The sequence below is a fragment of the Sphingomonas sp. Leaf230 genome, from assembly GCF_001421745.1.
In the GTDB taxonomy this organism is placed as follows: Bacteria; Pseudomonadota; Alphaproteobacteria; order Sphingomonadales; family Sphingomonadaceae; genus Sphingomonas.
The window spans coordinates 517150-533554 of the sequence record NZ_LMKW01000008.1; the positions used below are offsets into that span (position 1 = coordinate 517150).

Genomic DNA, 16405 nt, shown 5'->3' on the forward strand with positions numbered 1-16405 from the left:
CGACGGACCTTCACCTCATGCCGCTTTCCGGCAGCGTCGCCTCACCCGATCTGCGTCGGGTCGTGCACCCCGCTCCACACCCGTTCGTGCCGAGTAGAGACCGAGTAGCCCCCTTGGGCGTATCGAGGACTCGTATCGAGGTACAGGTTCCGCGCGACACCCCGTCCCTCGATACGCCGTCTCGATACGCTCCTACGTAGCTGCTCGCCCCCTACTCGGAACGAACGGGCGAGCCCTCACTTTCCCCCACGATCCAACGTCTGCGCCGCGACCCGCACCGTCACCGTCTGCACGACATCCGCCGCCGACGTCGCCAGCATCACCTTGTAGTCGCCGCCAGCGATCTTCCACCCACCGCTCGCGACATCGAACGTCGCCAGCAATCGCGGATCGATCGTCATCGACACCGTCTGGCTCTTGCCGGGCGCCAGATCGACCTTGCGGAAGGCGCCGAGCCGCTTGGGGGCCTCCCAGCCGGCGCCCGACACATAGACCTGCGCGACAGCCTTGCCCTGCACCGCACCCGTATTCTGGACGGTAAAGTCCGCCTTGACGCCCTTGCCGGCGGGCGCCGCCGTCAAACCACTCATGGCAAAGTTCGTATAGGAAAGTCCATAACCGAACGGAAACAGCGGCTTCGCGCCGGTCTTGTCGAACCACTTATAACCGACCGCGGCGCCCTCGACGTCGTAATTGCCCATCGGATGCGAATCGCGGTCGAGCTTGGGATCACCTTCGAGCTTCGGGCGCGGGATCTGCGCGAGCGACGCCGGGAAGGTCGCGGGCAGATGCCCCGACGGATTGACCTCGCCGGTCAGCACGCGCGCGATCGCCTCACCGCCAGCCGTACCCGGGTACCACGCCTCCAGCACCGCCCCGACCTTGCCGAGCCACGGCATCACCACCGGCCCGCCGGTTTCGAGCATCACCACCGTCTTTTTGTTCGCCCCCGCGACCGCGTCGATCAGCGCGTTCTGGCCAGCCGGCAGGTTCAAGTCGGGCACGTCGAACGACTCGCCGGTCCACTGCTCGCCGAACACGACGACGATGTCCGCTTTCCGCGCCGCCGCGGCGGCCGCCTTGACGTCCTTGCCGTCGAGATACGTCACGGTCGCGCCGGTCCGCGCCTGCAACGCCTTCATCGGCGACGACGCGTGATACGTCTTCGGCCCCGGGAACCCACTCGGGAATTCGTCCGCCACGATCAAGCCGTTGGCCGGCGCGTTGTGCGAATAGACCTGGCTCGAACCGCCACCCGACAGCACGCCGACATCGGCATGCGCGCCGATCAGCAGGATCGACTTGGCCGTCTTGGCGATCGGCAACAGCCCCGCGGTGTTCTTGAGCAGGACGATGCCCTCTTCCGCATCCGCGCGGGTCACTGCAGCATGCGCCGCGTAATCGATCGCCGTGGCGCGATCACCCGCCACGACCTTGTCGAACGCTCCTACGGAAAACATCCCCCACAGTACGCGCCGCGCCATGTCGGTCGCGCGCGCCTCAGTCACATGACCGTTGTTGACCGCCTCGCGCAGCGCATCCGCGAAGTACGCCGAGCGATCGAACGCCCAGCCAGATTGCTGGTCGAGCCCGGCGTTTGCCGCTTCGCTAGTCGAATGCGTCGCGCCCCAGTCGGACATGACATAGCCCTTGAAGCCCCAGTCGCGCTTCAGGACGGTGTTGAGCAGCCAGTCGTTCTCGCATGCATAATGACCGTTCACGCGGTTGTACGAGCACATCACCGAGCCGGGCTGGCCGACCTCGTTGGCGATCTCGAACGCGAGCAGGTCGGACTGGCGCGCGGCCTGTTCGCCGATCTTGTGATCGATGTTGTTGCGGTTCGTCTCCTGCCCGTTGAACGCGTAATGCTTCATCGTCGATACGACGTGCTGCGACTGGATCCCCTTGATCTCGTGCCCGGTGATGACGCCCGCCAGCAACGGATCCTCACCGCCATATTCGAAATTGCGGCCGTTCCGCGGCTCGCGCGTCAGGTTCATCCCGCCCGCAAGCTGCACGTTGAAGCCCGACAGGAATGCCTCGTTGCCGATCATCGCGCCGCCGGCTTGCGCCAGTTCCGGGTTCCAGGTCGCCGCGGTAGCGATCCCGGAGGGCAGCGAGGTGCGCAGGCGCGGCGTCGGCCCGCGCTGGCTGGCGACACCGACGCCGGCATCGGTCTGCCACTGGCTGGGGATGCCGAGCCGCGGGATGCCGGGCACGATCCCGGCGGACGCGGCCAGGCCGTCCTTCGGATAGACCCAGTTCTTGACCGGCGTCTTCAGCCAGTCGGCATTGGTCGCAAAGTAACCGAAGGTGAGCTGCAGCTTCTCGTCGAGCGTCATCTCCTTGAGGAGCAGATCGACGCGCGCATCGGCCCCCAGCGCAGTGTTCATCCAGGGCCGCGCCTTGGGAGCCTCGGTCCGCGCCGCCGCCGCACCGGGTGCGTTGTTGGTCGTTTGCGCTACCGCGGGCAGTGCGATCGCCAGCACCGATCCCGCGAGCAAACGGACGAACAGGGCGCGGGAACGAAATGCGGTCATGGCTTCACTTTCACGAGAATCTAGTATGCCATGTGTGCCGCGTTCGTCGCGTTACCGCAACCAGCCGTCGCAAGGGCTCCCTTCCCTGAAAGGGAGGGGTTGGGGGTGGGTCGGTTTCCGGATCGTGGAACGTCGGCGACCCAAGCCGGCCTACCCACCCCCTGCCCCTCCCTTTCAGGGAGGGGGGCAGAAGGAGGCGCAACGCTCTACCGAACGTCAGCGAGCGCCTCCGCCATCAGCCGAAAGTCCTTCCTCGCGTGGCGCGGGTGCGATCAGGCCTGGCCGAACCCGCCCCCGCCTGGTGTCTCGATCGCGAACACGTCGCCGGCGTGCATGTCCACCTTGGCCGTCGAGCCGAGCCGTTCGACGCCGCCATCCGCGCGCTCGACCGATGCCGAGCCGAGCCCGCCACTGTCACCGCCGGCCATCCCGAACGGCGCCACGCGGCGGCGGTTGGCGAGGATGCAGGCGGTCATGTCTTCGAGGAAGCGCACGCGCCGCGTCGCCCCGTCGCCGCCGTTATGCGCGCCTGCCCCACCCGAGCCGCCGCGGATCGAGAATTCCTCCAGCAACACCGGGAAGCGCGTTTCGAAGACTTCCGGGTCGGTCAGCCGGCTGTTCGTCATGTGCGTCTGGATCACCGAGGCGCCATCGAAGCCGGGGCCCGCGCCTGCCCCGCCGGCGATCGTCTCGTAATATTGGTGCACGGCGTTGCCGAAGGTGAAGTTGTTCATCGTCCCCTGGCTGGCGGCCATCGCGCCGAGCGCGCCGAACAGCGCGTCGGTGACGACCTGGCTAGTCTCGACGTTGCCGGCGACGACCGCCGCCGGATAGCGCGGGTTGAGCATCGAGCCTTCGGGCACGCGGATCGTCACGCCGCGCAGACAGCCGTCGTTGAGCGGCACGGCCTCGTCGATCAGCGCGCGGACGACGTAGAGCACCGCCGCGCGGACGATCGAGACGGGGGCGTTGAAGTTGGTCGGGCGCTGGTCGCTGGTGCCGGCGAAATTAACCTCCATCGTCGCGGCATCGCGATCGACGCCGACCGCCACGCGGACGACGGCGCCATCGTCCATCTCGTAGGCGAACGTGCCGTCGTCGAGCGTCGCAATCAGGCGGCGGACCGCGGCGTCGGCATTGGCCTGGACATGCTCCATGTAAGCAGCGACGACGTCCGTGCCGTACTCGTTCGCGAGTCGTATGAGACCAGTCGCGCCGCGTGTGCAGGCTGCCAGCTGTGCGGCGAGATCAGCGATATTCTGGTCGACGTTGCGTGCGGGATAGGGGCCGGACGCGAACACCGCGCGCAATTCCGCTTCGAGGAAGCGACCTTCGTCGACCACCAGCACGTCGTCGAGCAGCACGCCCTCTTCCTCGACCGAGCGGCTCTCGGGCGGCATTGATCCGGGCGTGATACCGCCGACGTCTGCGTGATGCCCGCGGGCGGCTACGAAGAATGCCGGCGCATCGCCGTCATCGTCTGCGAAGACCGGCATGATGACGGTGATGTCAGGCAGGTGCGTGCCGCCGCGATACGGCGCGTTGAGCGCGTAGGCATCGCCGCGGCGGATACCGCGGCCGTCTGCGCCGCCGCCTCGTGCGTCGATGATCGTGCGGATGCTCTCGCCCATCGACCCCAGGTGAACTGGAATGTGCGGCGCGTTCGCGACGAGGTTGCCGTGCGCGTCGAACAGAGCACAACTGAAGTCGAGGCGTTCGCGGATGTTGACCGAGGCCGCGGAACGCTGGAGCGCGGCGCCCATCTCCTCGGCGATGCTCATGAACAGTCCGGCGAAGATCGCGAGCCGGACGGGATCGGACTCGGTGCCGACGCTGGCACCGATACGGGGGGCGATGCGGTCGAGGATCAGATTGCCGATCGGATCGACGCGCGCACGCCAACCGGGCTCGACGATGGTGGTCGAGACGCTGTCGAGGATCAGCGCGGGGCCATCGATCGCGTGTCCGGCGGGGAGGCCTTCGCGGGCAAGGACGGGCGTGTCGTGCCATGCGCCGGCCATGTAGACGGGCGCGACCGACAGCGGCGCGGCTGGCTCTTCGGGGAACGCGACGAGCGCGGCGTCGATCGGCGGACTCTCGGCGATCGCCTCGGCGACGATCCGGTCGGCGATCAGCGGTGCTTCGCTGGCAAACCCGAACTGCGCGATGTGCGCGACGTCGAACGCGGCGATCATCACGGCCGGTTCATCGAGATCGAGTTCGATGGTGTGGTCGGTCTGGCCTCGGCGAAGATGCACGCGGCGTTCGATCCGGACGTAGTCCGCCGTGACGCCCTGCGCTACCAGTGCTTCGCGCGCGGCCTCCGCCAGCCCGTCCAACGCTTTGACGATCTCAGCGTAATTCGCGAACGCCGCGCCCGACGTAGCCTCGCGAAGAACCCGGCGGTCGGCCAGCCCCATTCCGTATGCCGACAGCACCCCGGCCAGCGGGTGGATCATCACCCGGTCCATCGCCAGCGCATCGGCGACGAGGCACGCATGCTGCCCCCCGGCCCCGCCGAAGCACGCCAGCGTGTAGCGCGTCACGTCATGCCCGCGCGCGACGGAGATCGTCCGGATCGCATTCGCCATGTTCGCCACCGCAACCGCGATGAACCCTTCGGCGGCGACCTGCGGATCAAGCGGCAGTTCCGCGAACCGGGCAGCCACCGCCTCGGCATCGAGCGGCTGGTCGCCTGCCGGCCCGAACAACGCCGGGAAGAATTCGGGGCGAACCTTGCCGAGCATCACGTTGCAATCGGTGACGGTGAGCGGCCCACCGCGGCGGTAGCACGCCGGCCCCGGCACCGCGCCTGCGCTCTCGGGGCCGACGATCAGCCGCTCGCCATCGAACCGACAGATCGAGCCGCCGCCCGCCGCGACGGTGTGGATCCGCAGCATCGGCGCGCGGATGCGGGCGCCAGCAATCAGTGTCTCGGTGTCGCGTTCGTAGGTGCCGGCATAATGCGACACGTCCGTCGAGGTGCCGCCCATGTCGAAGCCGATGATCTGTTCGAACCCGGCCTCACGCGCGGTCGCGGCCATGCCGACGATGCCGCCCGCGGGGCCCGAGAGGATCGCATCCTTGCCGCGAAAGCCTGCGCCGTCGACCAGTCCGCCCGACGACTGCATGAACAGCGCGCCCTGCCCCAGCGCGTCGCTGAGCCCTGCGACATAGCGATCGACGACCGGCGACAGATACGCATCGACGACGGTCGTATCCCCGCGCCCGATCAGCTTTATGAGCGGCGCGACGCGGTGACTGACCGAGATTTGGGTGAAGCCGATCTCAGCCGCGATTGCCGCCAGCGCTTCCTCGTGCGCCGTGAAGCGATAGCCGTGCATAAGAACAATCGCGACCGCGTGAAGTCCACTATCAAAAGCAGCCTGCAAGCCCGCGCGCGCCGCGTCGACGTCGAGCGGACGGAGCACGTCGCCCTCCGCCCCGACCCGCTCGTCGATCTCCACGACATGCGCAAACAGCGGCGGTGGGCGGTTCACGTCTCGCGCGAAGATGTCGGCGCGTTCCTGGTGCCCGATCAGCAGCGCATCGCCGAACCCGCGGGTGATCGCGAGACACGTCGGCTCGCCCTTGCGCTCGAGCAGCGCGTTGGTCGCGACCGTCGTCCCGATCCGCAGTTCAAGCGGCACGTCCGCCCCGTCGGTCAACCGCCGGATCGCCTCGACCGCCGCATCATCATAGCGTTCGGGATCTTCCGACAGCAGCTTGGCGGTGACGATCCGCCCATCGGGTTGCCGCGCGACGACATCGGTGAACGTGCCGCCGCGGTCGATCCAGAACTGCCATGTGGTCATCGGTTACTCAGCCCAGAAATTGCGTCATCCGCGCCGCGGGATCGGTCCACGCGACCCCGCGATCGTCGAGCCATGAATCGTCGTAATAGGTGCAACCATAGCGGTCGCCGCCATCGCACAACAGCGTGACGATGCTCCCCGTCTCGCCCGCCGCCGCCATCTCCTCGACGATCTGCGCGCACGCCCAGAGGTTGGTCCCGGTCGAACCACCAACGCGCCGCCCGAGCCGGTCGGACAGCGCGCGCATCGCACCGATACTGTCGGCGTCCTCGACCGCGATCATCCGGTCGATGACGCTCGGCACGAAGCTCGGCTCGACCCTCGGCCGCCCGATCCCCTCGATCCGCGACGCGCACCCCTCCGGCAACGCAACCACCGATCGGTCCTCGAAATGGCGGTGAAACACCGAGTGCACCGGGTCCGCGACGCACAGTTTCGTGTCGTGCCGGCAATAGCGGATGAAGCGCCCGATCGTCGCCGACGTGCCGCCCGTCCCCGCGCCGCAGACGATCCAGGACGGGCACGGATGCTCCTCCTCGGCCATCTGTGCGAAGATGCTCTCGGCGATGTTGTTGTTGCCGCGCCAGTCGGTTGCCCGCTCGGCGTAGGTGAACTGGTCAAGATAATGCCCGCCGGTTTCCGCCGCGAGCCGGTGCGAGACCGCGTAGACCGTGCGCGGATCGTCGACCATGTGGATCTCGCCGCCGTGAAAGCGGATCGCGTCGAGCTTTGGCTTGGCGGTCGTCGCGGGCACTACGGCAATGAACCGCAGCCCCAGCATCCTGGCGAAATACGCCTCCGACACCGCGGTCGACCCCGACGAGGATTCGATCACCGTCGTCTCCGGCCCGATCCATTCGTTGCACAGCGCATACAGGAACAGCGACCGCGCGAGCCGGTGCTTGAGACTGCCGGTCGGATGCGAACTCTCGTCCTTCAGGTACAGCACAATGCCGGGATACCGCGGCAAATCCACCCGAATGAGGTGCGTGTCGGCGGACCGGTTATAGTCCGCCTCGATCCGCCGCACCGCCTCCGACAACCAGCGCCGGTCGACGCGCTTCCCCGTCATTGCAGGCGTCATTGCAGCCCGTGACGAACCAGCATCGCGGTCGGCTCTGGGTCACGCCCGCGGAACGCACGGAAGCTGTCCGCCGCCGGCCGCGTCGCACCGCGCGCGAGCACTTCCTCGCGGAACCGGTCGCCGGTCTTGCGATCGACCAGGCCAGCCTCCGCGAACGCCTCGAAGCCATCGGCTGCCAGCAATTCGGCATAGAGATAGCTGTAATAGCCCGACGCATAGCCGCCTGCGAAAATGTGGCTGAACGCGTGCGGGAAGCGGTGCCATTCCGGCGGGCGGATCACCGCCACCTCGTCGCGCACCGCCTCGATCACCTCGATCGGATCGCTGCCCATCGTGCCGAGATGCAGCAGCAGGTCGAACAGCGCGAACTCGACCTGGCGCAGGATGAACATCCCCGCCTGGAAATGCCGCGCCTTCACCATCCGCTCGAACAGGTCGGCGGGGAGCGTCTCGCCGGTCTTGTAGTGGCCCGACATGCCGGTCAGCACGTCCTTGTCCCAGGCGAAATCCTCCATCAGCTGGCTCGGCAGCTCGATCGCGTCCCACTCGAACCCGTTGGTGCCGGCGATGCTCGGCCGGTTCACCTTGGTGAAAAGCAAATGGATGCAGTGGCCGGTCTCGTGCAGCAGCGTGGTCACGTCGTTGTGGCTCAGCAGCGACGGCGTCTCGCCCCCATCCGGCGCAAAATTGCAGACGAGATACGCGACCGGCACCGTCACGGTATTGCCGTCGTGCAACCGCGGCCGCGCCTGCGCCATCCATGCGCCACCACGCTTGCCGGTACGTGCGTGCAGGTCGAGGTAGAGACCCGCGAACACCGTCCCTGTCTCGTCCACCACGTCGAAGAAGCGTGCGTCGTCGTGATACAGCGACACGTCGTCACGCTCGACCAGCTTGATGCCGAACAGCCGCTGCATCAGAATCTGCCAGCCTTCCATCACGCGCTCGACCGGGAAATACGCCTTCACCACCTGCGCATCGACCGCGTAGCGATCCTGCCGCAACCGGTTCGACACGAAGCCCGCATCCCAGGGCTCGAAATCGGCGATCCCCAGATGTTCGGCGGCAAACGACTTGAGCTCGGCGAGGTCGCGCTTCGCCGCCGGCTTCGCCCGCCGCGCCAGATCGCGCAGGAAGGCGATCACCTCGGCACCATTCGGGGCCATCTTGGTCTCCAGCGACCACGCGACCGGATCGGTGAAGCCGAGCAGCTTGGCGCCCTCGTGCCGCAGCTCGAGGATCCGTGCGATCCGCGCGCTGTTGTCGAATTCGCCCGCGTTCGGCCCCTGATCCGACGCGCGTGTCGCGAATGCACGGTACATGCGGGCGCGCAACTCACGGTTCTCGGCGAAGGTCAGCACCGCGTTGACGCTCGGCTGTTGCAGCGTGACCAGCCAGCCCGCCTGCCCCTTCGCCTTGGCGGCATCCGCGAACATCGCCTTGTCCGCGTCCGAAATCCCCGCGAGATCGGCCTCATCCGTCACCAGTTCCGACCACGCATCGGTCGCATCGAGCACCGCGCTGCCGAACTCGTTCGACAACCCCGACAGCTCGACCGAAATCTCGCTGAACCGGTCCCGTGCCTCAGGCTCCAGCGCCACGCCCGACAGCGTGAAGTCGCGGATCGCCTGCTCCACCGCGACCCGGTCTTCGGTGGCCAAATCGGCAAACTCGGGCGACACGCTCAGCGCCACGAACACCTCGTACAAATCGCGGTTCTGCCCGACCTTCATGTCGTTCTCGACGAGCCGCTTCTGCCCCTCGGAATACGCCGCGCGCAGCTCGGGCGTGTCCGCGACGCCGTGCAGATGCGACACCGCCGACCATATCGCGCCGATCTCGGTATTCGCGCGCTCGTACGGCAGCCACGCACCCGCGAAATCGGTCGGCCGCGCGGTCGTCAGCGCCTCGACCATCGCCTCATGCCGCGCGATCGCCTCGTCGAGCGCAGGCGCGATCTGGTCGGGCGACAGCTCGGCGAAACGGGGCAGCGACAGCGTATCGAGAAGCGGGTTCGTCGGGGCAGTCATGAGAAATCCTTCAGCATTCGACGACGTTGACGGCCAGGCCACCAAGCGACGTCTCCTTATATTGCGAGCGCATGTCCTCACCGGTCTGGCGCATCGTCTCGATCACCGCATCGAGGCTGACGATATGGCGACCGTCCCCCCGCAGCGCCAGATACGCGGCGTTGATCGCCTTGATCGCACCCATCGTGTTGCGCTCGATGCACGGGATCTGGACCAGCCCGCCGATCGGATCGCAGGTCAGGCCGAGGTTATGCTCCATCCCGATCTCGGCGGCATTCTCGATCTGTTCGTTGGTCCCGCCGAGCGCCGCGACGAGCGCGCCCGCCGCCATCGAGCAGGCGACGCCGACCTCGCCCTGGCACCCCATCTCCGCCGCCGAAATCGACGCGCGCTTCTTGTAGAGAAACCCGATCGCCGCCGCGGTCAGCAGGAAATCATGCGCACCCTTCGGCGTAGGGTCCTTCGTAAACGTTTCGTAGAAGCGCAGCACCGCCGGCAACACACCCGCCGCACCATTGGTCGGCGCGGTCACGACGCGGCCACCCGCCGCATTCTCCTCGTTCACCGCGAGCGCGTACAGGCTGACCCACTCGAACACGGCCGAGGGATCCGCCGCGGTATCGCGCGCCTGCAATCCCTCGAACAGCGCCTTCGCCCGCCGCGGCACCTTCAGCCCGCCCGGCAAAATGCCACCCTGCCGACACCCGCGATCGATCGACGCAAACATGGCGCCGCGGACGGCGTCGAGGAACGCATCTGTCTCGCTCTCAGGCCGCCACGCGATCTCGTTCTCGCGGACGATATCGGCGATCGTCATGCCGGTGGCATCGCCGGTCGCGAGCAGCTCCGCCCCCGACGAGAATGGCCGCGGCAACAGGATGTTCGCCTTCACCGGCCCCGAGCCCGCCTCGACGATCGCCCCGCCGCCGATCGAGAAATAGGTCCGCTCGACGCTCCGCCCGTCGCCGAACGAGGCGGTGAACGTCACCGCGTTAGGATGCCCCGGCAGGAACGTCTGCGCATGGAACAGAAGGTGCTGGCTCTCCTCGAACCCGATCTCCACTCGCTCGGCCAGCATAAGCCGCCCGCTAGACCGGATCGCTGCCAGCCGCACCGGGATCAGGTCCGGATCGATCGTCTCCGGCTGCGCGCCGCTCAGGCCCAACATCACCGCACTGTCGGTCGCATGCCCCCGCCCGGTCAGCGCCAGCGAACCATAAAGGTCGACGCGCACCGCCACCGGCTGCTCGTCCGCGACCAGGTCGGCGAACAACCACGCAGCACGCATCGGCCCGACGGTATGCGAACTCGATGGCCCGATCCCGATCGTGAACAGGTCGAGGATGCTGATCGCCTGGTGGCAATCGGGGCGAGCGCGAGTCTGCTCGTCCGGGCGATCAAAGGTCAGCGGGGTCATGCATCGCCGTTACGAGACTATACCCCGCGCCGTCCATCCGAAGCTGACTCAGCGCCTATTCCCCCGCCCATTTCTTGAGCCCATTCCGTGAGCAGCGTGTACGCGATCGCATAAGGCGGCGGCGCGACGAACGGCCCCTCCTCCCCACGCAACACCGCGCGCACCATCTCGCGCGGCACCCACATCGCATCCTCGAGCTCGTTCACGTCGAGCGTGATCGCATCGTCCTCGGCCTCGGCGACGCACGCCATCATCAACGAAGACGGAAACGGCCAGGGCTGGCTCGCGATATAGCGCACCTTGCCGACCCGAACGCCCGACTCCTCGAGGATCTCACGCGCGACCGCCTCCTCGATCGACTCGGCCGGCTCCACGAAACCGGCGAGCGCGGAATACCGCCCCGGCGGCCACCCCTTGCCGCGCCCGAGCAACGCACGCCCGTCATGCTCGGCGATCATGATCACCACCGGATCGACGCGCGGGAAATGCTCGGTCCCGCAGTTCGGACACTTCCGCGCCCACCCCGCCCGGAACATTTCGGTCGGCGAACCGCACTTCGCGCAAAAACCATGCCGGACATGCCAGTCGATCACGCTCCGCGCACCAGCGTACGTCGCCGCCTCACCGGGCGCGAGCGACGCCAGCACCGCCATCAGCGCAGGCGACCGCATCGCTGGTGCATTGTCGACGCGCATGCCCGCCAACAGCGCCGCGAAATGCGGCCGCCCGGTCTCGTCGAGCCCGAGCAGGATCGGCTCGGCATCGTCCGGCATGTCCGCCATCGACGTCCAGGCGAGGTGCCCGTCGTCGGTCGTGCCCGGCAGCAACCCGTCGAGCACCAGCAACCGCGCACGCCAGTCGCGCTGCGCCGCCTCCAGCCCTTCCGGATCGTGACGCAATGCATCGGACCGGTCGAGCGTCCCGCCGGTAAACCCAGGTGCGTCCATCACGCTCATCGGCGCAACCTCGCCGCATCCTGCATCAGCGCCGCGACCACCTGCTGGCGGAGCGGTATCCGGTCCGCCGGGAAGTAATTGACCATCACGTTGCCGCGCGAATGCTTCGCCGGATCGACCCATGCGATCGTGCCCGCCGCACCACCCCAGGCATAGGTGCCCTTGCCCGGTCCGTTCGGCGTATCCGCGAGCACCACCGAACCGCCCGCACCGAAGCCCATGTTGCTCCCCTGCGTCCCTCCGGTGCCGCCGCCGATACCGCCGAACACGACGCCCGCCGGCAACAGGTTCGACGTCGCCAGCGCGATCGTCTCGGGCTTCATCACGCGCACGCCGTCGAGCGTGCCGCCGTCCTGGATCATGTGCAGGAACCGATCGTAATCGCGCGCCGACATCACCAGTCCCGCGCCGCCGTACGGAAAGCTCGGTTTCTGCGCGAACACCGAGTTCGCCGCCGGATCGAGCGGCGTCCGCGTATCGCCGACGAACGCGTAGTTGGTAGCGAGCCGCCCGATCTCGCTCCGCGGCACCTGCCAGAAACTCGACTTCATCTTCAGCGGATCGAACAGCCGCGTCTGCACGAACCGTTCGAAGCTCATGCCGCTCGCGACCTCGATCACCCGACCCATCACGTCCAGCCCGATCGAATAGCTCCACTTGGTACCCGGATCCGCGATCAACGGCAGCGTCGCGACGCGGTTGACGAACTCCTCGAGCGACTTCGGCCGGACGGGCCGCATCTTCTCTTCCATCGCCGCACTGACCGACAGCGGCAGAATCCCGAGCCGCTCATATTCCTTGAGCAGCGGCCCCTTGGTGACGATCGTGTAGCCGAGCCCCGCGGTATGCGTCAGCAGGTTGCGGATCGTGATCGGCCGCGTCGCCGGGCGCGTGGCGAGCGACGTGTCGGGGCTGGTCGCCACCTTCATGTCCTTGAACGCCGGGATGTATTTGCTGACCGGATCGTCGAGGTTGAGCTTGCCGTCCTCGACCAGCATCATCGCCGACATCCCGGTGATCGGCTTGGACATCGAATAGACGCGCCACAGCGAATCGGGGCCTGCCGCCGGAGCATTGGGGGCGTCGCTGATCTTCCCCGCTGACGGGAACAGCGTGGGACCGTCGCCGGCGCCGAACGCACCGACGATCCCCGGCATCTTGTCCTGCGCGACATAGCTGTCGAACAACGCGGACGTGGCAGGCAGCAGCGCGTTGACCGGGATCGTCATCCGCGGCGTCGGCCGAGCCTGCGGGCTGACCTGCTGGCGCGATTGCGCCTGCTGGGCATAGGCCGTGGCGGCGGCCAGCGCAACAAGTCCGCCAGTCGAAATCCAGTGCACCAGTTTCATGCAGCTCTCCGTATGGTCTTGCCGGCTTTGGCGAAAACGGTCGGGAGCCCGGCGGTATCCAGCTCGTCGATCGGCCACCATTCGCTTGCCGTTGGAACGCGCGGTTGATGCGCCTCGACCGTCGCCACCGCAAGCGTCAGTTGCAGATCGAAATGCGTAAATCCGTGCGCGACGGTTGCGTCCAACATCCGCCAATCGGCCTGCGCCGGCGCATCCTCGAAACCGGGGGGAACATCACCCCAAGGCCCGGTCGGAAACGCCCTCATCCCGCCCAGCAGACCCTTGTCCGGCCGCCGCACCAGCAACACCTGCCCGTCGCGCTCCAGCCAGAAGATCGTCCCGTACCGCTGGGGCTTGGCCGCCTTCTTCGCCTTCACCGGCAACCGCTCGGGCGCGCCCTGCTTGAAGCCTTCGCAAAACGCGCGGATCGGACACAGCAGGCACTTCGGCGCGCGCGTCGTGCAGATCCCCGACCCCAGATCCATCATCGCCTGCGCGAAATCACCCGCCCGAGCATCCGGCGTGATCGAATCCGCCGCCACCCGAATCGCCGGTCGCGCAGCCGGCAAAGGCGTCTGAATCGCAAACACTCGCGCGACCACCCGCTCGACATTCGCATCGACCACCACCGCGCGCTCGCCAAACGCGATCGCCGCCACCGCTGCGGCCGTGTAAGCGCCGAGCCCAGGCAGCGCGCGCAGCTCCACCTCGGTCCGCGGAAACTCCCCGCCATGCTCGGCCACCACAGCCTTCGCCGCCTTCACCAGATTGCGCGCCCGAGCATAATAGCCAAGCCCCGCCCAGGCCGCCATCACATCGGTGTCATCCGCCGCCGCCAGACTCGCGAAATCCGGCCACCGCGCGGTCCACGCGAGGAACCGCGGCGTCACCGCGGCCACCGTCGTCTGCTGCAACATCACCTCGGACAGCCACACCCGGTACGGATCGATCGTCTCGCCCGGCTTCGCGCGCCACGGCAGGTCGCGGCGATGCGCGTCATACCAGTCGAGCAGGGCCCCGGAGACCGAAGAGCGCTTGGCGTTCACGCGTCGCCTATGGCATGGGTTCGCAGATGAGCAAGCCGCCCGTTTCTGTGCCAAAATCTGCGACGCCCAAGCCGGCGACGACCAAGTCTGCGTCAGGGCGCATTAAAGGCAGGACCGACCCCGACGCCCCGCGCGAGAACCGCTCACGCGCGGTCGCCGAGCTGTTGCCCGCGATCGGCGGCGCGGCATTCCGGCGATTCGGCTTCGTCCAGTCGTCGATCGTCAGCCGCTGGCCCGAGATCGTCGGCGCGAAACTGGCGGGCGCGAGCATCCCCGAATCGATCCGCTTCCCGGTCGGCAAGAAACAGGACGGCGTCCTGACCCTCACCGTCCGCGGCGCGCACGCACCGATGATGCAGCACATCGCCCCCGAGATCATCGAGCGCGTGAACCGCTTCTTCGGCTACGCGGCCATCGTGAAGGTCGCGATCCGCCAGGGCGAGGTCGCCGCCCCCGTCCCGCGGAAGGCCCCGCCTTCGATCCGCCCAGTCCCCGTCGATCTCGGTATGAGCCTGAAGGGCATCGCCGATCCGGAACTGCGCGCCGTCCTCGAATCCCTCGCCGCCGGCGTCGCCTCGACGCACGGCCTTCCCAGGATCAACTGATGCGCGTCCTCCTTGCCGTCTCCGCCCTCTTCCTCCTGACCGGCGCCGCGCCCAAGCGCGACTGGTCGCAGACCGCGCGCATCCTCCCCTCGGGCGCCTACCTGATCGGCAACCCCGCCGCGCGCGTGAAGCTGGTCGAATACGCCAGCTACACCTGCTCGCACTGCGCCGACTTCTCGGTAAAGTCCGAACCCGTGCTGAAGCGCCAGATGATCGCGTCCGGCTCGACCAGCCTAGAAGTCCGCAGCTTCATCCGCGACCGGCTCGATCTGGCAGCAGCGATCCTCGCCCGCTGCACCGGCCCGAGAGGCTTCTCCGCCACCTCGTCCGCGATCTTCGCCGCACAGCCGCAATGGCTCGAGCGCGGAATCGAATACCAGCAAGGCAACGCCGCGCGCCTGAACATGTACCCGGCAGCGGCCCAGATCCGCGCCAACGCAGACGGCTCCGGCCTGACCGCGTTCGTCAAGGCACGCGGGCTCTCGGACGCGGCGATCAACGCGTGTTTCGCCAACCAGCCCGAGATCGACCGCATCGTCAAACTGACTGCCGACGCGCCGAAGGAGATCGACTCGACGCCGACCTTCTACCTCAACGGCAGACTCGTCCCGCACGTCGGCTGGGAACAGCTCGAACCCGCGCTCCGCAAGGCAGGCGCCCGTTAATTCACGTGATCCACTGGAGTAACCCGATGAAGTTCCTGACCACGCTCGCCGTCCTGCCGCTCGCGCTCGCCGCCTGCTCGAAGAACGACTCGACCGGTAACGTCGACCAGCCCGCCGCCGCGCCCGTCGCGGCCGCCGCAGCCCCCGCCGGCCAGAACTGGACCGAGACCGTCGTGAAGACCCCCGAGGGTTACCTGATGGGCAACCCGAACGCGCCGATCAAGCTCGTCGAATACGGCGCACGCTCGTGCCCGACCTGCGGTGCGTTCGGCCGCGAAGCGTACAAGCCGCTGACCGAAAAGTACGTCTCGACCGGGAAGGTCAGCTTCGAATTCCGCGACTTCCTCGTCCACGGCGCGCCCGACGTGGCGCTGACCCTGCTCGGCCAGTGCGGCGGCGTCGCGCCGTTCTTCCCGATCCTCGAGCAGATGTACGGCAACCAGATCGCCTTCCTCGACAAGCTCCAGGCGATGACCCCCGACCAGCAGAAGGCGCTCGCCAACCAGCCGCCGACGGTCGTCGCGACCAAGCTCGCCGAACAAATGGGCGCGATCGATTTCGTCAAGCAGCGCGGGATCCCGGAGGCGAAGGCGCGCGCCTGCCTCGCGGATCAGAAGCAGCTGGAAGTAATGGCCAAGCCGACCGAGAATGCGATGCAGGCCGGGACGGTTACGGGCACGCCGACGTTCCTGATCAACGACAAGAAGCTCGATCAGGTCGTGAGCTGGGATCAGATGGAGAAGGCGCTGAAGGCGGCTGGGGCGTAAGCTAACCCCGCCACCAGTAACTACCACCCCGGCGAAGGCCGGGGCCCAATTGGAAAGGTCGCAGTAACGGAGCGCAACTTTCGTTAGCGCCGTCTCCCAATTGGGCCCCGGCCTTCGCCGGGGTGGTGCAA

General features: G+C 67.5%; 11 protein-coding genes. 3 read left to right on the forward strand and 8 right to left on the reverse strand.

The genetic code is table 11. The features are described from left to right. Positions 1 to 236 precede the first annotated feature (236 nt). The 8 genes from ASE82_RS07970 to mutY form a co-directional block, all read right to left on the reverse strand. Positions 237 to 2540, reverse strand: a complete 2304-nt coding sequence (locus tag ASE82_RS07970) for a glycoside hydrolase family 3 C-terminal domain-containing protein (RefSeq protein WP_056061166.1) — start codon at positions 2538 to 2540, stop codon at positions 237 to 239. Between the two features lie 272 nt (positions 2541 to 2812). Then, complete coding sequence (locus ASE82_RS07975) at positions 2813 to 6355, reverse strand: hydantoinase B/oxoprolinase family protein (protein WP_056061169.1); 3543 nt, start codon at positions 6353 to 6355, stop codon at positions 2813 to 2815. 7 nt (positions 6356 to 6362) lie between these two features. Next, positions 6363 to 7427, reverse strand: coding sequence for a PLP-dependent cysteine synthase family protein (locus ASE82_RS07980; protein WP_056061172.1), 1065 nt, complete (start codon positions 7425 to 7427; stop codon positions 6363 to 6365). Between the two features lie 8 nt (positions 7428 to 7435). Further along, positions 7436 to 9469, reverse strand: coding sequence for a M3 family metallopeptidase (locus tag ASE82_RS07985; protein ID WP_056061175.1), 2034 nt, complete (start codon positions 9467 to 9469; stop codon positions 7436 to 7438). A 10-nt stretch (positions 9470 to 9479) separates the two neighbouring features. Then, positions 9480 to 10886: an L-serine ammonia-lyase gene (locus ASE82_RS07990; protein WP_056061178.1), complete on the reverse strand. Its 1407-nt coding sequence runs from the start codon at positions 10884 to 10886 to the stop codon at positions 9480 to 9482. 17 nt (positions 10887 to 10903) lie between these two features. Further along, entirely contained in the window at positions 10904 to 11833 is a 930-nt protein-coding gene (gene nudC / locus ASE82_RS07995; RefSeq protein ID WP_056061825.1) for an NAD(+) diphosphatase, read from the reverse strand. Positions 11834 to 11838: 5 nt separating this feature from the next. Continuing rightward, positions 11839 to 13191: a serine hydrolase domain-containing protein gene (locus ASE82_RS08000; RefSeq protein ID WP_056061179.1), complete on the reverse strand. Its 1353-nt coding sequence runs from the start codon at positions 13189 to 13191 to the stop codon at positions 11839 to 11841. Continuing rightward, positions 13188 to 14237, reverse strand: a complete 1050-nt coding sequence (gene mutY, locus ASE82_RS08005; protein WP_056061182.1) for an A/G-specific adenine glycosylase — start codon at positions 14235 to 14237, stop codon at positions 13188 to 13190. The genes ASE82_RS08000 and mutY overlap by 4 nt, the downstream gene beginning before the upstream one ends. A gap of 26 nt (positions 14238 to 14263) precedes the next feature. Between mutY and ASE82_RS08010 the strand changes: the two genes are divergently transcribed. From ASE82_RS08010 to ASE82_RS08020, 3 genes are read left to right on the forward strand one after another with little or no spacing between them, the layout of a single operon-like run. Further along, entirely contained in the window at positions 14264 to 14842 is a 579-nt protein-coding gene (locus tag ASE82_RS08010) for a DUF721 domain-containing protein (protein WP_056061827.1), read from the forward strand. After that, positions 14842 to 15507: a thioredoxin domain-containing protein gene (locus ASE82_RS08015; protein WP_056061185.1), complete on the forward strand. Its 666-nt coding sequence runs from the start codon at positions 14842 to 14844 to the stop codon at positions 15505 to 15507. The genes ASE82_RS08010 and ASE82_RS08015 overlap by 1 nt, the downstream gene beginning before the upstream one ends. A 26-nt stretch (positions 15508 to 15533) precedes the next feature. After that, positions 15534 to 16274, forward strand: coding sequence for a thioredoxin domain-containing protein (locus ASE82_RS08020; RefSeq protein ID WP_056051660.1), 741 nt, complete (start codon positions 15534 to 15536; stop codon positions 16272 to 16274). Positions 16275 to 16405 lie beyond the last annotated feature (131 nt).